Raw genomic sequence first — 21,864 nt, 5'->3', positions numbered from 1 at the left:
TTCTTCTTATGGCCAGATGGCACTGGCAGCGGCCAGCAATCCGCGCCGCACGGCGTCGTCGGCGTCAATGACCGTATAGTGGATATCAAGCGCGGTGAAGGCGGCTTCGTAAAGCGCGCCAAGCGCACCGGAACCGATCAGAACCACCGGCGTGTCTCGTGTTGCAGCCGAATGAGCGCCAGCGATTTCCAGTCCGATCATGATGCCGGAGAGCTTGGCTTTGGCGTCCGTGGCGGTGAGGCCGTGCAGCAATTGGCCGGAGCGCAGGGTGAAAAGGCGATTGGTCGCAAGCTGCGGCGTGGCGTAGATGTCGCGGACCGCTGCCGTGAAGGCGGCATGCTCGCCGGTAAAGGCGTCGGCGTCTGCCACCGCATGGGAAAGGATGGTCTGCTTCGAAATGACGTCGAAGAGTTCGCCGGTCATGAAGGTGGCAAATTCCGTCACGCCGTCATCCCGGACGGTAACCCATTTGGAATGGGTGCCCGGCATGCAGACCAGCGCTTCACCCGCCCCGGAGGAGGCGAGGGCGCCGAGCAATTGCGTTTCCTCGCCGCGCATCACGTCGGGCGCATCTTTATCCCGTTGCGCCAGCCCCGGCAGAATGCGAACATCCCGCACCTGCTCAGGGACGCGAACCGCGCCATCAAGCACCCGCGAAAGCGATGCCGGCACGTCGATATAGCCCGCTTCAACCCAGCCCTGTCGCGCGCCCGCCATGCCGCAGACAAGAACCGGCAAGCCTTCAGGCGCGCCGATGGCGTCGAGATGCGATTGCAGGACCTCGGCAAAACCGGTCCGCATGGCCGTGGTCATGCCCTCCGAACTTCTGCGTTCTGCCAGCACCGCGCCCGACCGGCTCAGGAGCCAGAGCCGGAAACTGGTCGTGCCCCAGTCGACGGCGATGAAAGCGGGTTCGGACATTATAGGAGGCCTCCGTCTACGATTATGGATTGCGCCGTGATGGCGCCTGATGCCGATGATGCGAGAAACAGGCACGGGCCCGAGAGATCGGCGGCGACGAGCGTGCGCTTCAGGCATTGCCGCGCGGTGGTGGCGGCAATGCCCTCATCCGTGAGCCACAGTTCCTTCTGTCGCTCCGTCACGATCATGCCGGGCAGCAGCGTGTTGACGCGGATATTCTCCGGCCCCAGCCGGCCGGCAAGGCTTTTCGTCAACCCGATGATTCCGGCCTTCGCCGCTGCATAGGACGGCAGTTCGCCCATGTTCAGCAAAAACGAGATCGACGAGAAATTGACGATGGATGCATCCGCCGCCTGTCTGAGATAGGGCAGGGCGGCCTGGACGGTAAAGAACATCTGCTTGAGATTGACGGCCTGATTGGCATCCCAATAGGCTTCCGTCACGGCGTCTATGTCATGACGATCGTCCCAGGCGGCATTGTTGACCAGGACCTTGATGCCATCGGTGGCGGAGGCCGCTGCCTCCACCGTCTTCCCGATCGCCGCTATATCCCGCAGATCGGCTTTGAAAAAATGGACCGGATGCTCGGCCGTCGCCGCAAGCCGCTTGACGAGTGCAACGCTCGGCTCTTCGGCGATGTCAATGAACGAGACCTTCGCGCCCTGCATGGCAAAGGCTTCCACCAGACTTGCCCCGATGCCGGACCCGCCGCCCGTGACCAGCACGCCCGCATCCTTAAGGTCTGGAAATCGGGCTTGTGTCATCGGCATCATCTCATCCAAGAACGCTTGATTGTTCCAATATTCGGAACTAGATTTTAATAAATGGAATTATTCTCTTGGCGTGACCGTCATGTCAAGGCAAATGGCGGTGGATTGTCATGTCCGATCATAAAAACCCCAATGGGCAGGAGCCTGAAGCGGTTCCAACCCCGCGGCAGAAACGCGGGACGGATACCGGCACGCTCGGCAAGGCCGTCTCGTTGCTTGAATTGATCGCCTTTGCCGAAAAACCCATGCGCTTTACCGATGTGGTCGACGCTTGCGGCCAGCCGCGCGGCACGGTCCATCGCCAGCTCTCCCATCTTGTTGCCGAAGGGCTTGTCGATCATGCGGCCGACCAGACCTACGCGGTTGGGCTGAGGCTGTTGCAATTGGCCGCAAAGGCATGGAGCGGCAACGACCTGCGCAGCGTCGCGGGTCCGCATCTGTCTGCCTTGCAGCAGGCGACGCAGGAATCCGTCCATCTCGCCGTGTTGAATGGTAATCAGGTCACTTATCTCGACAAGATGGAAGGTCAGCATACATTGCGCATGCACTCGCAGGTCGGCAAAACCTCACCGGTCTATTGCACCGGGGTGGGCAAGGCAGCGCTGTCGCTGCTGCCCGTTGAAGAGCTGACCCGACTGGCGGCGGAACTGGAGTATCACCGCTTCACCGACAATACGATTGTGACGGCCGAAGCGCTCGTTGCCGATGTGGAAGCGATTTTCCAGAACGGTTACGGTTTCGACCTTCAGGAGCATGAGCTCGGAATTCACTGCATAGCCGCGCCTGTCCGCGCGCCGGGCCGCAACTTCCGGGCGGCGATATCTGTCACTGGTCCCGCCTATCGTGTGGATATCGCCCAGCTTCGACGGTGGGCTCCCCTGTTGCGTCAAACCGCCGATAATATTTCCGCTGATCTTGCCTGCAGATTATCCCCGGTTGCAGGAAATTGAAGAAAACAAGCCGGTCAATCGGCAGACTTCGCTGGTGGAGCAGGCCGCAACGCGCTTCACTGACCATCTTCCAATACTATTTCCGACTATTCGAAATTTATTTTCAACTTTCGTTTGCGTGAATCGTTTTGTTGAGTAACATCCGCAACAATTTCCGCGCAAAGGCAGCCTTTGCAGCGGCATTTCTCTTTCTCGAAGAACAGCTTTCATGCAGAAAACAGAGGCGGCAGCCTTAAAGTCGATTGGTGTTGATTGCGTTCGCGAGATCGCTGGCCTTAACACGCAGTTCGATATTTTCCGCTTTTTGAAGCGGCTGACCGAAGCGTGGGAATTCAAGGCTTTCATGGTGCTTGACCTCTCCACCGAGGTCTCGAGCGAATTGTCGCAATACACTGTCATCACAAGCTGGCCGGCCGAACTGCTGCAACGTTATGATGAAGAAGGGGAGTTGCAGCACAGCCGGGTCATGGCGCAGCTCAGAAAATCCACCGTGCCCTTTTCCGTCTCGCTGGAATTTCTGGTCGAAGGCGAGGGGCACGTGCTGAAGAAAAGCGTGGTCGCGCTTTTCGAACGCTTCGAGATGATCAATTCCGTCTGGTTTCCGGTGCATGATGTCACGCTCACACGCGGTGCCGTCTCCTTTTCCGGCAACAAGACGGTGCTGCCCGAGGCGCGGCTGGCCGAGCTTTTTTACATCTCCGCGCATGTCTTTGCCCGCCTATCCGAGATCCGCCGTCTTGATCTGCGTGTTCCCGAAACATTGAGCGAGCGCGAGATTGACTGCCTGAACTGGACCGCCGCCGGCAAGACCAGTGCGGAGATCGCAGAGATCATGATGTTGTCGGAACACACCATCAATCACTATCTCAATCGAGCCACGAAAAAACTCGATACGGTCAACCGCACCCAGGCCGTTGCGAAGGCCCTGCGCGTCGGCATCATAAAGTAGCGAAACCGTAATTTTTTCATTGTGATAAAGCGCATCCTGGGCGATCCTCCTTCCGAATCACCGGAAAGGAGAAATCGTTGCCGGAACGGCATAGGATTAAAGCGGGATTTTCTCCGACTATCGATTGCGCCGTGCTGATAGCCGCTGCCGAAAAAGGCTTTGCTGCCGATGAAGGCATCGATCTTGATCTCTACAGACAGCCCTCCGCCTCCACTGTGCTGTCGGCACTCGGCAACGACGATATCCATGTTGCCCACCTTCCCGCACCGGTGCCCGTCGGCTCCGCCGTTGGCCTCGATGATCTGCCGGCCAATATCGTCGGCGTTTTCACGCTCTCCCTTGGCGGATCGGCAACGACCGTTTCCCATGATTTTTACGACGAGCTGTATCGCGAGGGGTTGAAGCTGCCCGATCCCGGCGCCTTCGGACGGGCCATGGCCCGCGTCTGTGCGGCGCGACGCACGGAGGGTAGAAAGCCCCCGGTTTTTGCCGTCGAAGACTTTGTTTCGACACCGCTTTACACCCTTCGATATCTGCTTGGCAGCTATGGCGTGCTGCTCGGCCGCGATATGGAAATCGTTGAAGCCTTGCCCAAGGCCATGCCGGGACTGCTGGAAAGTGGCGAGGTCGATGCTCTCTGCGCGGCAGAGCCGGCAGGCAGCGCCGTGGTGCTGGGCGGGAACGGCCGCATTGTTACGACGGGGGCGCTGGTCTGGCACAACGCCCCCGAAAAGATACTGGCGGTGAAAACGCCATGGGCGGAAAACAACGCTGCTGTTCTGGAAGCGCTGCTGCGCGCGCTTTACCGCGCCGGGGAATGGTGTGCGAATACGACGAATATCGAGGAACTCGCCGGCATTCTGGCCGCCCCGCAATATCTCGATGAAAATGGCGAATATCTGCTGCCGGCACTGACGGGCTATATTTCCACCTCGCTCAAGGACATGCAGCGTTTTCAGGAGTTTTTCGTCACCAGCGCCAAGGCTGCCAATTTCCCCTGGCAAAGCCAGGCCCTCTGGTTCTTCAGTCAGATGGTGCGTTGGGGCGAGGTCTCGGCCGACTACCGTAAAGATGCAGCCATGGTCGAGGCAGCCCGCAACGCCTACCGGCCGGATATTTTCCGCAAGGCCATGAAGCCGCTCTTCGTGCCGGTGCCCGGCGCCAATCTGAAGCTGGAGGGAACCCTGAAGGAACCCGTTCACGTCGGCGCATCCCGCACGGGCCTTGTCCTCGGCCCCGACTGTTTTTTTGACGGCCGCGTCTTTGATCCTGAAAGGCTGGCGATGGACGACGAAATCTGAAACCGCAGCGGTAAGTCGTCACGAATGCGTCGCCATGACGCTTTGCCATTGGCGAAGCGCCAAGGCTTGTCTATGGATGGCACGCAATAGCGATCGGATGAAGTAGCGGGAGCAGGATTATGGCAGAGGTCAGCAGAAGTCAGGTTGAAAAGGCGCTCGAGGCCGTCATTTATCCTGGCAGCGATAAGAACATCGTCGCGCTTGGCATGGTCTCGGAAATCTTCATCGCTGATGGCAAGGCGTATTTTTCGATCACTGTGCCTGCCGACAAGGCGTCGGAAATGGAACCGCTCAGGCTTGCAGCCGAACGGGCTGCCAAGGGTGTGGAAGGCATTGTCGGCGCGGTTGTGGCGTTGACGGCCGATCGCAAACCCGGCCAGCAGCAACCCGCCCCACCGCGCCCGGCCGCCGCACCCGGTCGGCCCGCCGCCGGACCCGGTCGGCCCGCCGCCGCGCCCGGTCGGCCCGCCACGCAGCCCGGCTCGTCGAAGGTTGGCGTTCCGGGTGTTAAGTCCATTATCGCCGTAGCTTCGGGCAAGGGCGGAGTGGGCAAGTCGACGACATCGGTCAATCTCGCGCTTGGCCTGCAATCGCTCGGCCTCAAGGTCGGTATGCTCGACGCCGATATTTACGGCCCATCGCTGCCGCGATTGCTTAAAATTTCCGGTCGCCCAAAACAACAGGAAGACCGCATCATTCTTCCCATGGAGAATTATGGGCTGAAGGTCATGTCCATGGGCTTTCTGGTGGATGAGGAAGCAGCGATGATCTGGCGCGGACCCATGGTGCAGTCCGCCCTGATGCAGATGCTGCGCGAAGTGGCTTGGGGTGACCTGGACGTGTTGGTGCTCGACATGCCGCCCGGCACCGGCGATGCACAGCTGACCATCGCCCAGCAGGTGCCGCTCGCCGGGGCCGTCATCGTCTCCACGCCGCAGGATCTGGCGCTCGCCGATGCGCGCAAGGGCATCACCATGTTCCAGAAGGTAGAGGTGCCGCTCCTCGGCGTCGTGGAGAATATGAGCTACTTCATCGCCCCGGACACCGGCGCGCGCTACGATATTTTCGGCCATGGCGGCGCGAAGGCGGAAGCTGAAAGGATCGGGGTTCCCTTTCTCGGCGAGGTGCCGCTCACCATCGCCATACGCGAATTGTCGGACGCGGGAACGCCTGTTGTCGTCGCCGATCCCAACGGTCCGCAGGCTGCGATCTATCGCGATATCGCTGAAAAAGTCTGGGCGCGCATCGGGACGAGCGAGCGAAAAGCCGCGCCGAAGATCGTTTTCGAATAACGCGCCGGGCATGGCTCATACTCGGCGACGCATCTGCCTTCTTTAAATAGATGTTCGAAAACAGAAGGTTATCCGGAGGTACGCGATAGCTTTTCTGGATTCGAGCGCAAGAAATGCTTCGCCTGCAATGCTGTTGCGAAAAAATATTGCTTGATTGCATTCCGCTTTGGGCGCATACGCCTGCGCCGTTTGGCTCTTGGTCCATCGGGCTTTCGGGATTGGGTGATCCCGCTCGTTCCGTCGTTCCCTGAAGTGTCGTCCAAAGGTTTGCCGACCGCAAACAGGATATGTTAAGCAGCATTGCGGTAAGCCTGCGATGCGGAGCGGAGAAACGGATTGATAAAAGCCTATCGCGCCAATTGCGAGGCGATCAGCCTGTCGGCACACGACGGCTCCGGACCGATTCCCGACGACATCGTCTGGATCGATCTCGTCAATCCGGACAGGGCGGAAGAGCAGCATGTGGAAAAGCTGCTGGGCGTCGAGCTGCCCACACGCGAAGACCTGAAGGATATCGAGCCCTCCAGCCGACTCTATATGGAAGACGCCAATGTCTTCATGACAGCGTCTCTGGTGTGGAAGGCGGATTCGGACGATCCGCGCCTGACCGACGTTGCCTTTGTTCTGGCCGGCAACCGTTTGGTGACGATCCGCTATGCAGAGCCGAAATCCTTCCATCTTTTTATCGCTGCCATTACCCGCGCGCCCCATGAGATGCGCAGCGGCACGGCGCTGCTATTGAAGCTGCTCGAAACCATTGTCGACCGCACGGCGGAAATTCTCGAAAATTCGGTCGCCGGGATCGATAATCTCGCTGCGGATATTCTCGGTAGCCAGGCCCGTTCCAAGCGCAAGGCACCGCGGTATCTCGAGGATCGTCTTACCAATATTGCTGCCTATCATCGGCTGATTTCGAAGGTCCGCGTCAGTCTTGCATCGCTGGCGCGGCTGCAAACGTTCTTTTCCACCAGCGCTCAGGCGAGCGCGGACAAGGGCGCAAGGGAGCAGGGCAAGTCCATCGGGCGCGATATCCAGTCGCTGAACGAACATGCCTCCTTCGTTTCGGGCAATCTGACGTTCCTGCTCGACGCCTCGCTTGGCATCATCAATATCGAGCAGAACGGCATCATCAAGATTTTCTCGATCGCTTCGGTCGTGTTCCTGCCGCCAACGCTGGTGGCCTCCATCTACGGAATGAACTTTCAGCTCATGCCGGAGTTGAACTGGACATTTGGTTATCCACTTGCGCTGATCGTCATGGTGCTGTCCGCAATCATCCCGTTTCTCTTTTTTCGTTGGAAGGGCTGGCTCTGAGGAGCCAGGATCATCATGTCCCAGATCGCTGACAAGGATGTTGCCGAGAAGCCGGATGCGGATGACGCGCACAAGAACAAGGGGCTCTATGCCGCCATCCTTGGTTCCATCGGCGTCGTTTATGGCGATATCGGCACCAGCCCGCTCTACGCCTTTCGCGAAGCTTTGCGCCCCATCGCCTATGACGGCGTGACGCAGGAGGAAGTCATCGGCCTCACATCGCTGATGATCTGGTCTCTGACGATCATCGTCACCTTTAAATACATCACGCTTTTGCTGCGCGCCGACAATGACGGCGAAGGCGGTACGCTGTCGCTGCTGGCGCTGTTGATGAAGACCGCCGGCACGCATCGCAGCGTCCTCATCGTGCTTGGACTCATCGGTGCAGCGCTGTTCCTCGGCGATGCCATGATTACCCCGGCGCTTTCAGTCCTTTCGGCGGTGGAAGGCCTGAAACTCGTCACGCCGGAAATGGACGCCTTCATCATTCCGATTTCGGTCGGCATCCTGATTGGCCTCTTCGCGATTCAGTCGCACGGCACCGGAACGGTCGCGAAATTCTTCGGGCCGATCACCGCGGTCTGGTTCCTTGTGATGGGCGGTGCCGGCCTCATCCATATCGCAGACGATTTTGGCATTCTCTTTGCCTTCAACCCCTGGCATGCGGTGGAGTTTCTGGCCAATGAAGGTTTTTACGGCATCGTCGTTCTCGGTGCGGTGTTCCTGACGATCACGGGTGCGGAAGCGCTTTATGCAGACCTCGGCCATTTCGGCCGCCGCCCCATCCAGTGGGCCTGGTTCTGTCTGGTGTTTCCCGCGCTGACGCTGAATTATCTCGGGCAGGGCGCGCTGGTTCTGAAGGACCCGGCGGCGATGTCCAATCCCTTCTATCTGATGTTCCCGCAATGGGCGATCCTGCCCGCCGTCATTCTGGCCACCGCCGCCACCATCATTGCCAGCCAGGCAGTGATAACGGGCGCGTTCTCGCTGGTTCGTCAGGCGATCCACCTCGGCTACCTGCCGCGCATGGAAATCCTCTTCACCTCGGAGACCAACACCGGGCAGATCTACCTGCCGGCCGTCAACACGATCCTGCTGTTCGGCGTTGTCGCGCTGGTGCTGACCTTCAAGAGTTCCGATGCGCTGGCGACCGCTTACGGTATTTCGGTCACCGGCGCGATGGTCGTCACCAGCCTGATGTTCTTCGAATTCGTGCGCAAGCGCTGGCAATGGTCGATCTGGCTTGCCCTTGCGGTGCTGACGCCGCTTCTGGTGCTGGAACTGATTTTCCTTGGGGCAAACCTGCTGAAAATCCACGATGGCGGCTATGTGCCTGTGCTCCTGGCGATCGCCTTCACCATCATCATGACGACCTGGCAGCGCGGCTCGAAAATCCTGTTCGCAAAAACCCGTCGTGGTGACGTGCCATTGAAGGCTTTCGTTGCTTCGGTTGAAAAGGAAAGCGCTCATGCGCCGGTGCGTGTGCCTGGCACCGCGATTTTCCTCACCGGCGATCCGGACGCAGCCCCAGCCGCCTTGCTGCACAATCTCAAGCACAACCACGTGCTGCATGACAAGAACGTCATCCTGACGATCCGCACCGAGGATCAGCCGCGCGTTCATCCTGAAGATCGCTACACGCTGACGAAACTCAGTGACCGGTTTGCTGTGGTCGAACTGCATTTCGGCTTTATGGAAACCCAGAACGTCACACAGGCGCTGGGCTATCTGCGCCGCACCGGGTACAAGTTCGACATCATGTCGACCTCGTTTTATCTCGGTCGCCGCAAGCTGGTGCCGGACCCGAAGTCCGGCATGCCGGGCTGGCAGAACCGCCTGTTCATCGCGCTCGCCGAAACCGCCGCCGATCCCTCGGACTATTTCCGCCTGCCCGCCAACCGCGTGGTGGAACTCGGTTCACACGTCGTCGTGTGACGGGGCAGGCATCTCCTCGATGTAGCTGGGCGATCTCGGTCTCTCCGTCATGCCGGCCTTGAGCCGGTATCCAGCCAGCCCAAGTCTTTGGGCTGAAAGGGGTCTTTACGCGCGCCGACGCGTCTCCGCTGGATTGCGGCTCGAGGCCGGAATGACGGATGTGGAGATGTCCTGCTTGGCAGTTAAGATCGGCACATGCGAAATAGACTTCAGACCTCGGCATCAGAATATCCTCACACATTAACGTGAAGACATCTTCCCTTTCGGCGTTAACCATCCATCAAGGTTAATAAGAGATTCTCGAACACCTGTAGAAAATTCGGTTGTCGGTGTTCGGAGTGCTGGTTTTGCGTTCGAAAAAAGTCATGCGTCGTCGGTCCCCCGTGTCCTTCCCGGGATGGGCGTCCAGCTGGACGTCACCCGTCGTCTTCGGCCTCGCGGCCTGGCTTGTCTTTCCTTCGCTTGCCGCGCGGGCGGATCTTGCCTCGCTACTGGCAGGCCTGGATAAAGGCGGCGAACAATGGCGCATGGTGCTGACCGCCTCTCCGGCCGGCTCCACGCACAATGCCTCCCTCACATTCAACGATGCGCAGGGCGACGAGGCGCTGCATGGTGGTGGCATGACCCTGCCGGATGGCAGCAAGGTTGCTTTCGTCACCAACAAGAAGGGAGAGACGACAACGCCTGACAGCGAACGCGTCAACCGTGCCGCCAAGAAGGGCCGCATCGTCGCCACCGAAATCATGCAGCCGCCGAAGGCCTTCACCGCGGGTTCGGTGCTGCAGCGCACCTCGATGCTGGATATAGAGCCGCTGAAGCGCAAGGATCGCACCGCCTTCGTCAAACCGAAGCGCGGCAAGGATATAGAGCTCGCCTCCTTCTATTTCCGCCGCGACGAGAAGAAGGCGGATAAGAGCGTCTCGCCGATGCTGGCCGAACTCATTACCAACCGCACACCGGACATTCTCGCCACCGCCTATGCGCCGGCCGAACCGGACTTCGCCCGCGAATCCCCATTCGACGCCATTCTTAAAAAGCCGGAGACCGGCCGCTTCGTGCCGCAGATCAACCCTGATGACCACGCCTGGGCCGCAACGCCGTTGCCGGCAGCCGTGTTCTCTCCGGCCGAACAGCAATGCCTCGCGTCGGGCATCTATTTCGAGGCGCGCGGTGAGTCCGTTAAAGGTCAGGCGGCGGTGGCCCAGGTCATCCTCAACCGCGTGCGCAATCCCGCTTATCCAAAAACCATCTGCGGCGTGGTTTACCAGAACAAGGACTGGCGCAACCGCTGCCAGTTCTCCTTCGCCTGCGATAACATCAAGGACCGCGTGAATTCCGAGCGCCATTGGAAGATGGCGCGCGAAGTGGCGATGGCGACCACCGCTGGCAAGATCTGGCTGAAGGAAGTTGGCTCCGCCACCCATTATCACGCCGTCTATGTGCGTCCGGCCTGGGGCAAGACCATGAAGAAGGTCGGCAGAATCGGCCTGCATGTCTTTTACCGTACCTATGGTGGCGGCTGGAGCTGATACCACCGGCAATTTGTCGCATTTTGCGTGTCAAAAATGCCGATTCCCCCGCGAAACATCGCCCTTAAACTGGGATTTTGAGTCAAGCCATTGTTTTTGCGTCATTAATTTGTGCTGAAACAACCGTCATCTGTGCCTTGACTAGAGAAGCCCCTAAAACTATGTTGCGCGCGACTTCAGAGCGGGCTGGAACAGGCTTAATCCGTCACCGTTTACAACTCCAAAGGGTTCTGGCATGGCTGGAACGGAGAAAATGGGTGGGATTCTAAGATGACTGGCAACCGTGACGATAGTCTGGACGAGCGCCGCAAGCGCCTAGCCGACGAGTTGGCAAAGGTGAAGGCGGATGATGAGGCGGAAGTGAGGGCGGAGACAAATGCTGCGGAAAGCCGGAAAGGCTTTGCGATGGCGGTAAAGCTCTCATCGGAGTTCATTTCGGCCATCGTGGTCGGCGCTATGCTGGGTTATCTTCTGGACTATTTTGCCGGCACGTCGCCGTGGGGGATGATCGTTCTTCTTCTTCTCGGTTTTTGCGCAGGCGTATTGAATGTGTTGCGCTCGACCGGAGCGGTGGCCAAGCCGCCGCTGCTGGAGAAAGCGGACAGACAGGACGAGGGTGGAAAACGCGGCCTTTAAGGCTGTTTTTCCTTACAGTTGAGATGCCGCGACAGGCGGCGACAGGTAAAGAGGGCAGCCGGTGGCAAACGATCCGACCCATCAGTTCTTGGTGCAGCCGATCATTCCGATCGAAATTGGCGGCGTCGATTTTTCCTTCACCAATGCGTCGCTCTTCATGGTCGCGACCGTGGCTGCTGCTTCGGGTTTCCTTTATTTCGCAACGTCGAACCGCGGTCTTATCCCGACCCGCATGCAGTCCGTTGCCGAAATGTCCTATGAGTTCATCGCCTCCATGCTGCGTGAGGGCGCCGGCAAAAAAGGCATGGTGTTCTTCCCCTTCGTTTTCTCGCTGTTCATGTTCGTGCTGACGGCAAACCTGCTCGGCATGTTCCCGTATTTCTTCACGGTCACCAGCCAGATCATCGTTACCTTCGCGCTTGCCTGCCTCGTTATCGGCACGGTCGTCGTTTACGGTTTCTACAAGCACGGCCTGCATTTCTTCGGCATCTTTGCCCCCTCGGGCGTGCCCAAGGCGCTTCTGCCGCTTGTGGCGTCGATTGAAATGATCTCCTTCCTGTCGCGTCCGATCAGTCTTTCCGTCCGTCTTTTCGCGAACATGCTGGCCGGCCACATCACGCTTAAGGTTTTCGCAGGCTTCGTCGCCTCCATGAGCGCGCTCGGCGCGCTCGGCGTCGGCGGCGCAGTCCTGCCTCTCATCATGACGGTCGCCATGACCGCTCTCGAATTTCTCGTTGCCTTCCTGCAGGCTTATGTCTTCGCGGTACTGACTTGCATGTACCTGAACGACGCCGTGCATGGCGGTCACTGAGAAGTAAAGTCGCTGGCCCCGGAAACGGGCGTCAAAAACAGCCGCAACAACCTATATCTCAAGGAGTCTCACATGGAAGCGGAAGCAGCAAAGTACATCGGCGCAGGTCTCGCATGCCTCGGCATGGCTGGTACGTCCCTCGCACTCGGCCGTATCTTCGGTGATTACCTGTCCGGCGCACTGCGCAACCCCTCTGCTGCCGACAGCCAGTTCGGCCGTCTGGTATTCGGCTTCGCCGTTACGGAAGCTCTGGGCATCTTCTCGCTGCTCGTTGCTCTCCTTCTCCTGTTCGCTGTCTGATAACGGCATCAGGTCTGGATCACGGCCCGCAACGATAGCGTGCCGTGATCCTTCGCATTTGCAGTCCCCCTGGAGGTGAGCATGTTCGTGACCGAGGCTTATGCCCAGTCAGCACCGACCGTAGGTGAAACGCATACGGAAACTCCGGCCGTTGGCCAGCCGCAACCGGAAGCCACGCACACGGAAACCGGTGTAGCGCATGGCGCCGAGCACGGTTCTTCCGGCGTTTTCCCGCCGTTCGACCAGTCTACTTATGCATCGCAGGTCCTTTGGCTGGCGATTACGTTTGGCCTTTTCTACCTGCTCATGCAGAAGGTCATCGTTCCGCGCGTTGGCGGCATTCTCGAAAACCGTCACGGACGCATTGCACAGGATCTCGACGAAGCGGCACGGCTGAAGGCCGAAGCCGACGCAGCCGTCGAAACCTATGAAAAAGAACTCGCGGCAGCCCGCGCCAAGGCAAGCTCGATCGGCGCCGCGGCCCGTGACGCCGCTAAAGCCAAGGCCGATGCCGACCGCGCCGCTATCGAAGCCGGTCTGGCGGAAAAGCTTGCCGCCGCTGAAAAGCGCATTGCAGGCATCAAGGAACAGGCATTCGCTGATGTCGGCGCAATCGCCGAGGAAACCGCGACCGCAATCGTCAACCAGCTGGTTGGCGCCAAGGTCAAGGACACGGACGTGAAGGCAGCGATTGCCGCCGCTTCGAACGTGAAGGGAGCCTGACATGGCATTTGATGCATCATTTTTCGCTCTCGTCGGTCTCGTTCTCTTCTTCGTCCTGATCGCTTACCTCAAGGTTCCGGGCATGCTCTCCAAGTCTCTGGACGAGCGCGCGCAGAACATCCAGGACGAGCTGGCCGAAGCCAAGCGCCTGCGTGAAGAAGCCCAGCACCTGCTGGCTGAATATCAGCGCAAGCGCAAGGAAGCTGAAGCTGAAGCCGCCGGCATCGTCGCCGCCGCAGAGCGCGAAGCAGCAGCACTGACCGAAGAAGCCAGGCAGAAGACGGAAGAATTCGTCGCCCGCCGCACGGCTCTTTCGGAACAGAAGATCAAGCAGGCCGAAGAAGACGCCATCGGCGCCGTCCGCGCCGCCGCCGTCGACATTGCCATCGCCGCTTCCGAGAAGCTGCTGGCGGAGAAGACGACGGCCGCCGCAAAGGCCAAGCTTTTCACCGCCACGATCGGCGAAGTGAAGTCGAAGCTGAACTAACACGCGACCATAAGGCCTTGGATGGTCTTGAAATTGGAAACCCCTCCAGTCCGCTGTGAGGGGTTTTCTTTTGATCATCTGCCTCACGCATGTTGACGATGGTGACTGCCCTCGTTTGCGCTGCTAGCATCGTCAGGTGGTGGATGCACGAGTGACGGAGGTCGAAGTTTGGATTTCATGAAGGTACTGAAATCCCTCGAAGAGCTGCTTTATGAGCTGGTTTCGTGGCTTGTGTTTTATCCGATGACCATGTGGCGATCCGTCGTCAGTCCACTCAGTATGATGCGTTATGCCGATACGGAACTCGATGACCGGCTTGAAGATCAATATGACGATACGCTCAGCCCGCCGCTCTTTCTGCTGATAACGTTGCTTCTGTCCCAAGCGCTCACCGCATCGCTCCCCTCGATATTCGATGCCAACCTCGCGGCCAGGCAACTGGGCTCCGGGTCGAACCTGCTTATTGCGCGAGGGGTCATATTCAGCGTCTATCCTCTGTGCATGGCGGTCGCTGCGCTGCGTTTGAGAAAGATGCGCTTGACACGCAACTCGTTGCGACCTCCATTCTTCAGTCAATGCTACGTAACAGCACCCTTTACGCTGATCCTGGTCCTCGGGTTGGATGTGGTCACCATGCCGGGTGGACAGGGAATGACTTTCGGTCTCATGATCGTTGCACTTGCCGCCCTCTGGTACGCCCAGGCGGAAATTCGCTGGCTGCGCGGCGAACTCCGCATTGGCCTCATCAAGTCGGGCCTGATTTTCGCCGCTGCCTTTGTTGCGGCGAGTTTCGTGGCGCTCGCGCTTGCGCTGCTCATATCGATTGAAGCGAGCACCATCTTCTCGACCATAAGCGGGCAGGCCGGATGATATGACCCATCATGCTCGGGGCCATCGCGCAAAAACGGGAGGAAAGCCATGAAAATCAACGATGCGATCAAAGTTGACCTGCAGAACTCAGTGCTCTGCTGGCTGGCAACCATCGACGACGATGGTACGCCCAGTGTAACGCCAAAGGAGATATTCACCAGCTACGGTGACGACCACATCGTCATCGCCGATATCGCGTCGTCGCATAGCGTTCACAACGCTCTAGCCCGACCAAAAGTGTGCGTTAGCTTCATTGACGTGTTTCGTCAGAAAGGCTTCAAACTCACCGGCCATGCCACGATTCTGGCTCCCAGTGACGCCGATTTTGACGCGTTTAGTGTCGATCTGCGCCGTACGGCAGGCGATGATTTTCCAATCCGGAATGTCATCGCGGTCAAAATCGACCGCGTTTCCCGAATTTGGGCGCCCAGCTACAAGCTCTTTCCCGAACGCAGTGAGAGTGAAAGAATGCAAAGCGCTTATGAGACCTACGGCGTGCGGCCTATACAGGCGCTTCCATATCAAGAATCTTCATCGGAGCGATAGTCCGAACACGATGGGTTTCTGTCCAAGGCGAAATTAGTCTCGTCGTGGCCGATCGCGTGCAAATCTTAGCAATTCTCAATCCTATCAGACGTGGTTGGCGATCAATCTGAAAGGTTCGTCATGCCTCTTCTCGACAATATCGCTGTGTCACCCAATTATACAGGCCGACGGTACCTTGTATGGGGATGCTGTGTGTCTGAAGAATGTTGTTGATCATCCGAGAATGGAGATGGGGACTTTGGCTATTATACCCACCCCGGCAGGATAGAAGACACCGCGTTTATCCTCGCGCCCAGTAACGACGATGAGGCCGCAATGAATGTGACGGAGAATGATAGTACCGAACTGTGGCCCCAAGACGATGGAAGCGCGGATCACCTGCTTGGCATGGAAGTGCCACGCATCGCTTTGCAGGCGACAGATGGAACTACCGTGGATCTTTGCAGTCCGGGGCTTTCCGTGGTCTATGCCTATCCTCGGACGAGCCCTCCGGGAGGGAGAGCACTTGACGGGTGGGACGCGATCCCCGGGGCGAGAGGTTGCACACCGCAGTCCTGCGCGTTCCGAGACCATTTCGTTGAATTAAAAGAATTGGGTGTCAGTCATCTATTCGGCCTGTCGACCCAAACCACGGAGTATCAACGCGAAGCCGCGGAACGGCTCCACCTTCCGTTCCCACTTCTTTCCGATCATTCGCTTCTCCTTGCATCGGCCCTTGGCTTACCAAGGTTCCACGCCGGTGGCCTGATCCTGTTACGAAGGCTTACGATGATCATCCAGGCCGGTGTTATCAGGCATGTCTTTTATCCCGTGCACCCGCCGGAAAAGAATGCAGACGCGGTGATCAGTTGGTTGAAAACCAATGGTGTTGCCGAGACGGGTCCATGACTTGTCTGCGTCGATGGCGGAAGTTTTAGGTGGAGCCGCATCACCCGGCCACTATAATTCCCGCTTCAGCGGCCGAAAGCTCATGCGGTGCAGCGCGCAAGGCCCGTGGCTTTCGATGGCGCGTAGATGGGCGGGCGTGCCGTAGCCGGCGTGGCCTTCGAAGCCATAGGATGTGTGCACCACGCCAGCGCGTTCCATCATCCGGTCGCGGGTCACCTTGGCGATGATCGAGGCGGCGGCGATGGAAAGGGAGCGGGAGTCGCCCTTGATGACGGCCCTGGATTCGCAAGTAATGCCAGGTGGCCGGTCGCGACCGTCGGCCAGCACGAGGGCAGGAGGGATTTCGAGGCCGAGCACGGCGCGGCGCATGGCGTCGAGGCTGGCGCGCAGGATATTCATCGTGTCGATCAGGCCTGGGCCGGAGGAGGCGACGGAAACAATCGAGCTTTCCATGATCTGGACGAACAGGCTCTCTCGTTTCTGCTTTGTCAGCTTTTTGGAATCGTCCAGACCCTTGGGGATATTATCGGGATCGAGAATGACGGCGGCCGCAACCACAGGGCCGGCAAGCGGTCCCCGGCCGGCCTCGTCCGTACCCGCGACGGGCCAGAGACCTTTCTTTTTTGCCTCCAGTTCGAACGAGAAATCCGGGCCGGTTTCGGCGAGATCGAAAAGGGCAGGAGAATCGGGTGTGGCCGTGCGTTTCATGCGGCGAAACTCGCATACACACCCGATCTCCTGCAAGCCCCCGGAAGCGGGCGATGACAGGCGCGGGGAGCCGGGGTCAAGGGGCGTGGCTCACCGTGCCCTTAAGGTCGTCATGACCTCGATCCTCCAATGGGGCGGCGGAGGAAAACGATCGCACGCGAGGCGGCGGATCCGGGGGCTGTGTCCGGCGGGCCAGGGAAACCAGCCGGGCATGTCATCGAGAGCAACAGGTGAAAAGGTTGCTGCTCATCTTTTGGAATTCCGTTTATGAGAGGCTCAAAAAGCCTCCTGTTGTCGGCGAGTTACCATCCTGTTCGACAGCCTCTTCGGGCTGGAGCCGGGAGTCGCTATCGCGCTCGAATAAGATCCTCGGCTGAAACCAAAGGGGAGGTTGAATTCTTCCGTGCATCGATTACCCCCAGTCACTTTCAGCGTCCGGCTCTCAAAGCAACGACAATTGCACGCCCGAACCACCGGGTGGCACGAAGAGATCGTCGCGCAGGTGAATGGCCCGTCGGACAAGTCCAAGCCGCTTCGTCGCCATTTCGAAACGACGACCGATCTGCCAGGCATAGGGGCCTTCGCCTTTCATGCGCTTGCCAAACTCCGCGTCGTAATCCTTACCGTCCCGCATGGATCGTACCAGCGACATGACATGGCGGTACCGGTCGGGATAGGTGCGCAGCAGCCAGTCGCGAAACAGCGGGCTCACTTCCAGCGGCAGGCGCAACAGCACGTAGGAGGCCTCCGTCGCGCCGGCGGCCTTGCCAGCCTCGAGAATGCGCTCGATTTCGTGATCGTTAAGGGCTGGAATGACAGGCGCCATCATCACGGCCACGGGAATGCCGGCCTCTGTCAGAGCCTTCACGGCCTCCAGCCGCTTTTCAGGTGTCGCGGCGCGCGGCTCCATGTTGCGTGACAACTTGCGGTCCAGCGTTGTCACGGACATGCCGACCTTGGCGAGCCCCTTCTTGGCCATCGGCCCGAGAATATCGATATCCCGTTTGATGAGCGCTGATTTTGTGACGATAGCGACGGGGTGATCGGCCTCTGCCAGCACTTCCAGTATCTGCCGCATGATGCGCCATTCGCGCTCGATCGGCTGGTAGGGGTCGGTGTTGGTGCCGATGGCGATCACACGCGGCTTGTAACCCGGCTTTGCCAGTTCGCGTTCCAGAAGTTTCGCGGCATCCGGTTTGGCGAAGAGCTTCGATTCGAAATCGAGCCCGGCGGAAAGCCCCATATAGCTGTGCGTCGGCCGAGCGAAACAATAGATGCAACCATGTTCGCAGCCGCGATAGGGGTTGATGGAACGGTCGAAGGGGATGTCTGGCGACTCGTTGCGGGTGATGATGCTGCGCGGTTTTTCCACCTGCACTTCCGTGCGGAACTCCGGCATATCCTCGAGCGTCTGCCATCCGTCGTCGAAAACCTCGCGCTGCAAGGCTTCGAAGCGCCCCTCGGGGTTCAGTCCGGCGCCCCGACCGCGGCGGCGATCGATCTCGATGCGCAGGCCGGATGCATCGGCGATCGCATTGGCCATGTCAGGCATATGGCCTGGCTGAAAGGCAGCCTGCCCGTCAAGCGTATGGTTTCTCATCTGGATGCTCCCAGAGCGCCACGCGCCGCAAAAGGCACGCTCAACGCCCTAAACCGTGTCCTTCGGAAGCGACAGTCAGTCGCTCTTCCAATGATTAAATTCCTACATCATCAAAGAGAACAATACAAGAACAAAAATCAAGAAAAGGCCGTTCCTGGATGGGTCGCCCCACCCGTTGGTTCATTAAACGCTATTAATGACCGGCCTGAACCGGTGTAACGAGACGCGGATTTTCCCCTTGTTGGCCCAGTGGCAATTTATTGTGCGATGCGTTAGAGCTATGCCTATGTTGACAGTCATCATGGAATGCCGGGATCAGGAACCGGAGCTGGCGCACACGCTATCTGCGCTTGTTACCGGAGCCGTGGAAGGCCTTGTAAGCGACGTCGTTATCCTCGATCACGGGTCGCGCGATGGATCATCGCGCGTCGCGGATGCGGCCGGCTGCCGCTTTTATGGGCAATGGAATATTGAGGAGATCGTGCAGTCGGCGCGTGGCGGGTGGCTGTTGCTGATCGAGCCCGGTGCGCGCCCGCAGGCGGGCTGGATCGACGAAATTCTGGAGTATGTCGCGATCTGCGCTGAGCCTGCCCGGTTTTCGCCGTCGCGATACCATCGGCGGAATATCTTCAGCCGCATGCTGCGCCGCACGCCACCACTGGAGAACGGCTATCTCCTCCCCAAAAAACAAGCGCTGTCCATCGCAAAGCCGGGCATGGGGCTGACGCAACTGGTAGCCGGGACGAAGTCGCGCCGCCTGAATGCGGAACTGGCGCCCGCCTGGGCGCTACGGACGCTGGCTTAGCGCGAGTGGTAACCCCGCCAGAACCTTGCCGGGGTTCATGATACCAACAGGATCGAAGGCGTGCTTGATGCGCCGCATCAGCTCCATTTCGATACCGGGCCGGATGGCGGCGAGTTCGTCGCGCTTCAGCTGGCCGATGCCATGCTCGGCCGAAATCGAGCCGCCGAGCGACAGCACGATGCCATGCACGATTTCGTTCATCTCCCGCCAGCGGCCGATGAATTCTGCCTTGTCGGCACCGACGGGCTGGGAGATGTTGTAATGGATGTTGCCGTCACCGAGATGGCCGAATGCGCAGATGCGGGCGCCGGGAATGGCGGCAAGCACGGCCTTTTCCGCCGTCGCCATGAATTCCGGTATTTTTGACACAGGAACGGAAACATCGTGCTTGATTGAGCCGCCCTCTGGCTTCTGTGCATCCGATATACTCTCGCGCATGTGCCAAAGCGCCTGTCTCTGCGCCTCAGATGCGGCGATGACCGCGTCCTGAACCAGCCCCGCCTCAAATCCGCGCTCCAGCAGCGACTGCATCATCGTATCGGCCGTTTCGGCCGAATCGGAGGTAGAGATGTCGATCAGCGCGTACCAGTCATGGCGCTGTTCCAGAGGATCACGCACGCCGGGAATGTTTCTGGCGGTAAATTCGACGCCGATTCGCGGCATAAGCTCGAAACCGGTCAGCGCCGTGCCGCAGAGATTGGAGGCCATCTCGAACAGTTTCAGGGCGTCCCCGGTTGAGGCAAGTCCGGCAAAAGCGACCTGATGGCCGAGCGGTTTGGGGAAAAGCTTCAGCACCGCGCCGGTGATGATGCCGAGCGTGCCTTCCGAACCGATGAAGAGATCGCGCAGATCGTAGCCCGTATTGTCCTTTTTCAGCCGGCGCAGCCCGTTCCAGATTTCGCCTGTCGGCAGCACCACCTCGAGCCCGAGGCAGAGCTGGCGCATGTTGCCATAGGCCAGCACCGCCGTGCCGCCGGCATTGGTGGCGAGATTGCCGCCGATGCGGCAGGAACCCTGAGAGCCGAGCGACAGCGGAAACATGCGTTCCACTGAATCCGCGGCCTTGTGAATGTCGTCAAGAATGCAGCCGGCATCGGCGACGATGATATTGGCGACGGGGTCGGTGTCACGGACGCGGTTCATGCGCTCCAGCGATAGGATGATATCGCCCCCATCGGCGCGCGGCGTCTGGCCGCCCACAAGGCCGGTATTGCCGGTTTGCGGCACGATGGGCGTGCCGGTCTCGCTGGCGAGTTTCAGGATGGCCGAGACCTCTTCGACGGAACCGGGCTTCAGCAGCAGCGGCGAAGCGCCGCGATATAGCCCGCGGTTTTCGACAAGGCGCGGCGCCATTTCCGCCGGGTCGCGCACCGCGTTCTTTTCGCCGACAATGGCGGTGAAGCGGTCGAGGAGTTCGGAGGAGGGGATGGCGGTGGTCGTCATGGGCATCTCGCTGTCTTTAAAACGGGGGCGAAGCGGGTAAGCGACGTCAGCCTCGCGGCGCGGCGGCGCGGGATAGGCGGTCGTTGATCGCCTCTCCGAGGCCATGGGTGGGAATGGTGGTGATGGCGATCGTGTCCGCACCGCTCGCATCGGCGGCCTTCAGATAATCGAACAGATTGGCCGCAGCCTCCGCAAGATCGCCAGCGGGGCTGAGATCGAGAACGGCATGCGCGCGCTCCTCGCCCGATATGGCGATGCCGCCGAAGCGGATCAGCGCTTCACCGGGCAGAACCGAGGTGGCATTGAGGCGCACAGTGGCGCCCGGCGCGTAATGCGAAGCAAGCATTCCCGGGGCCTCGATGGCGGCCGAGGCTTTTTCCGGCCGTTCCAGCCTGAGACCGGCAACACGCTCAATCTCCGCGGTGACGATGCCGCCGGGGCGCAGCAGCCGCACCCGGCCATCCGCTTCCACCTTGACGATGGTGGATTCAACACCAACGGAGGCGGCCCCGCCGTCGAGAATGAGATTGATCTTCTGGCCGAGGTCGGCTTCCACATGGGCAGCACTCGTCGGGCTGATCTTGCCGGAACTATTGGCGCTCGGGGCCGCGAGCGGCCTGTCGAAGCGGCGGATCAGATCGCCGGCAAAACCCTGGGGAACGCGGATGCCGACGGTATCGAGCCCGGCCGTCGCCAGCGAATGAATGCCGCTGCCGGCTTTCAGCGGCAGCACCAGCGTCAGCGGGCCGGGCCAGAAGGCCTCCGCGAGCGTCCGCGATACCGGGTCGAAAACCGCGTAACGTTCTGCCATGGCGAGATCGGCCATGTGGCAGATCAGCGGATTGAACTGCGGCCGGCCCTTTGTCTCGTATATGCTGGCAATTGCCGCCGGGTTCGTAGCATCGGCGGCAAGGCCGTAGACCGTTTCCGTCGGCAGGGCGATGGGTCGCCCGGCGGAAAGCTCGGCAACAGATGCCTGCAGGGCGGTGTCCCGCTCGGTTTCAATGTTGATATGACGCGCCATGATGCTGCCTTTCAGGCCGCTCAATAGCGTATTTCGGGCCGGAATGGAAAGCGCAATCCTGC

Annotated in this window: 22 protein-coding genes; 16 read left to right on the top strand and 6 right to left on the bottom strand. The window is 59.6% G+C overall.

The genetic code is table 11. The features are described 5' to 3' along the window. Positions 1 to 6: 6 nt before the first annotated feature. A complete protein-coding gene (locus FS804_RS06350) occupies positions 7 to 921 on the bottom strand; it encodes a 2-dehydro-3-deoxygalactonokinase (protein ID WP_144575664.1) in 915 nt (304 codons plus the stop codon). Further along, on the bottom strand, positions 921 to 1,691 hold the full coding sequence (locus FS804_RS06345; protein WP_186376677.1) for an SDR family NAD(P)-dependent oxidoreductase: 771 nt from the start codon (positions 1,689 to 1,691) through the stop codon (positions 921 to 923). The genes FS804_RS06350 and FS804_RS06345 overlap by 1 nt, the downstream gene beginning before the upstream one ends. Positions 1,692 to 1,801: 110 nt before the next feature. Here FS804_RS06345 and FS804_RS06340 point away from each other — a divergent pair, with 110 nt between their 5' ends. From FS804_RS06340 to FS804_RS06265, 15 genes are all read left to right on the top strand, one after another. Next, the gene (locus FS804_RS06340) at positions 1,802 to 2,641 is read left to right on the top strand and encodes an IclR family transcriptional regulator (RefSeq protein WP_144575660.1); all 840 of its coding nucleotides are present in this window, start codon (positions 1,802 to 1,804) and stop codon (positions 2,639 to 2,641) included. Between the two features lie 208 nt (positions 2,642 to 2,849). Beyond that, positions 2,850 to 3,590: a LuxR family transcriptional regulator gene (locus FS804_RS06335; RefSeq protein WP_063947727.1), complete on the top strand. Its 741-nt coding sequence runs from the start codon at positions 2,850 to 2,852 to the stop codon at positions 3,588 to 3,590. 77 nt (positions 3,591 to 3,667) lie between these two features. Beyond that, complete coding sequence (locus FS804_RS06330; protein ID WP_144575658.1) at positions 3,668 to 4,891, top strand: CmpA/NrtA family ABC transporter substrate-binding protein; 1,224 nt, start codon at positions 3,668 to 3,670, stop codon at positions 4,889 to 4,891. Positions 4,892 to 5,010: 119 nt separating this feature from the next. Next, positions 5,011 to 6,183 (top strand): Mrp/NBP35 family ATP-binding protein, encoded by a 1,173-nt coding sequence (locus FS804_RS06325; protein ID WP_144575656.1) that lies wholly within the window; start codon positions 5,011 to 5,013, stop codon positions 6,181 to 6,183. 336 nt (positions 6,184 to 6,519) lie between these two features. After that, a complete protein-coding gene (locus tag FS804_RS06320) occupies positions 6,520 to 7,497 on the top strand; it encodes a magnesium transporter CorA family protein (protein WP_144575654.1) in 978 nt (325 codons plus the stop codon). A 15-nt stretch (positions 7,498 to 7,512) separates the two neighbouring features. Further along, positions 7,513 to 9,432, top strand: a complete 1,920-nt coding sequence (locus FS804_RS06315; protein ID WP_063947731.1) for a potassium transporter Kup — start codon at positions 7,513 to 7,515, stop codon at positions 9,430 to 9,432. A 365-nt stretch (positions 9,433 to 9,797) separates the two neighbouring features. Beyond that, positions 9,798 to 10,961: a cell wall hydrolase gene (locus tag FS804_RS06310; RefSeq protein WP_186376676.1), complete on the top strand. Its 1,164-nt coding sequence runs from the start codon at positions 9,798 to 9,800 to the stop codon at positions 10,959 to 10,961. 270 nt (positions 10,962 to 11,231) lie between these two features. Beyond that, positions 11,232 to 11,597, top strand: coding sequence for an AtpZ/AtpI family protein (locus tag FS804_RS06305; RefSeq protein ID WP_063947733.1), 366 nt, complete (start codon positions 11,232 to 11,234; stop codon positions 11,595 to 11,597). A gap of 61 nt (positions 11,598 to 11,658) precedes the next feature. Continuing rightward, the gene (locus FS804_RS06300) at positions 11,659 to 12,408 is read left to right on the top strand and encodes a F0F1 ATP synthase subunit A (RefSeq protein ID WP_004440258.1); all 750 of its coding nucleotides are present in this window, start codon (positions 11,659 to 11,661) and stop codon (positions 12,406 to 12,408) included. A 72-nt stretch (positions 12,409 to 12,480) separates the two neighbouring features. After that, the gene (locus tag FS804_RS06295) at positions 12,481 to 12,708 is read left to right on the top strand and encodes a F0F1 ATP synthase subunit C (RefSeq protein ID WP_003494147.1); all 228 of its coding nucleotides are present in this window, start codon (positions 12,481 to 12,483) and stop codon (positions 12,706 to 12,708) included. Between the two features lie 81 nt (positions 12,709 to 12,789). Beyond that, positions 12,790 to 13,431, top strand: coding sequence for a F0F1 ATP synthase subunit B (locus tag FS804_RS06290; protein ID WP_063947734.1), 642 nt, complete (start codon positions 12,790 to 12,792; stop codon positions 13,429 to 13,431). Position 13,432: 1 nt separating this feature from the next. Further along, on the top strand, positions 13,433 to 13,918 hold the full coding sequence (locus tag FS804_RS06285) for a F0F1 ATP synthase subunit B (RefSeq protein WP_063947735.1): 486 nt from the start codon (positions 13,433 to 13,435) through the stop codon (positions 13,916 to 13,918). Between the two features lie 177 nt (positions 13,919 to 14,095). Next, positions 14,096 to 14,788 (top strand): permease, encoded by a 693-nt coding sequence (locus FS804_RS06280; protein ID WP_246665854.1) that lies wholly within the window; start codon positions 14,096 to 14,098, stop codon positions 14,786 to 14,788. A 48-nt stretch (positions 14,789 to 14,836) separates the two neighbouring features. Next, complete coding sequence (locus FS804_RS06275; RefSeq protein WP_144575648.1) at positions 14,837 to 15,334, top strand: pyridoxamine 5'-phosphate oxidase family protein; 498 nt, start codon at positions 14,837 to 14,839, stop codon at positions 15,332 to 15,334. Between the two features lie 315 nt (positions 15,335 to 15,649). Next, entirely contained in the window at positions 15,650 to 16,222 is a 573-nt protein-coding gene (locus FS804_RS06265) for a peroxiredoxin (RefSeq protein ID WP_144576350.1), read from the top strand. A gap of 51 nt (positions 16,223 to 16,273) precedes the next feature. Here FS804_RS06265 and FS804_RS06260 read toward each other — a convergent pair whose 3' ends face one another. Both FS804_RS06260 and FS804_RS06255 read right to left on the bottom strand, forming a co-directional pair. After that, positions 16,274 to 16,930 carry a ribonuclease HII gene (locus tag FS804_RS06260; RefSeq protein ID WP_144575646.1) on the bottom strand — a complete coding sequence of 219 codons (657 nt, stop codon included), beginning with the start codon at positions 16,928 to 16,930 and terminating at the stop codon, positions 16,274 to 16,276. A gap of 442 nt (positions 16,931 to 17,372) precedes the next feature. Further along, entirely contained in the window at positions 17,373 to 18,530 is a 1,158-nt protein-coding gene (locus FS804_RS06255; RefSeq protein WP_186376675.1) for a PA0069 family radical SAM protein, read from the bottom strand. Positions 18,531 to 18,816: 286 nt separating this feature from the next. On the opposite strand from FS804_RS06255, the gene FS804_RS06250 reads away from it, so the two are divergent. After that, entirely contained in the window at positions 18,817 to 19,335 is a 519-nt protein-coding gene (locus FS804_RS06250; RefSeq protein WP_063947741.1) for a hypothetical protein, read from the top strand. Here the strand turns inward: FS804_RS06250 and FS804_RS06245 are convergent. Both FS804_RS06245 and FS804_RS06240 read right to left on the bottom strand, forming a co-directional pair. Then, positions 19,318 to 20,778, bottom strand: a complete 1,461-nt coding sequence (locus tag FS804_RS06245; RefSeq protein ID WP_144575644.1) for an FAD-binding oxidoreductase — start codon at positions 20,776 to 20,778, stop codon at positions 19,318 to 19,320. The genes FS804_RS06250 and FS804_RS06245 overlap by 18 nt on opposite strands. Before the next feature lie 46 nt (positions 20,779 to 20,824). Next, complete coding sequence (locus FS804_RS06240; protein WP_144576348.1) at positions 20,825 to 21,802, bottom strand: L-threonylcarbamoyladenylate synthase; 978 nt, start codon at positions 21,800 to 21,802, stop codon at positions 20,825 to 20,827. Between the last annotated feature and the right edge of the window lie 62 nt (positions 21,803 to 21,864).

It is taken from the genome of Agrobacterium sp. DE0009 (genome assembly GCF_007680755.1).
GTDB classification, from domain to species: domain Bacteria; phylum Pseudomonadota; class Alphaproteobacteria; order Rhizobiales; family Rhizobiaceae; genus Agrobacterium; species Agrobacterium tumefaciens_B.
Note: the sequence above shows the minus strand (reverse complement) of the source record. Positions and strands in the feature narration are given on the sequence as shown.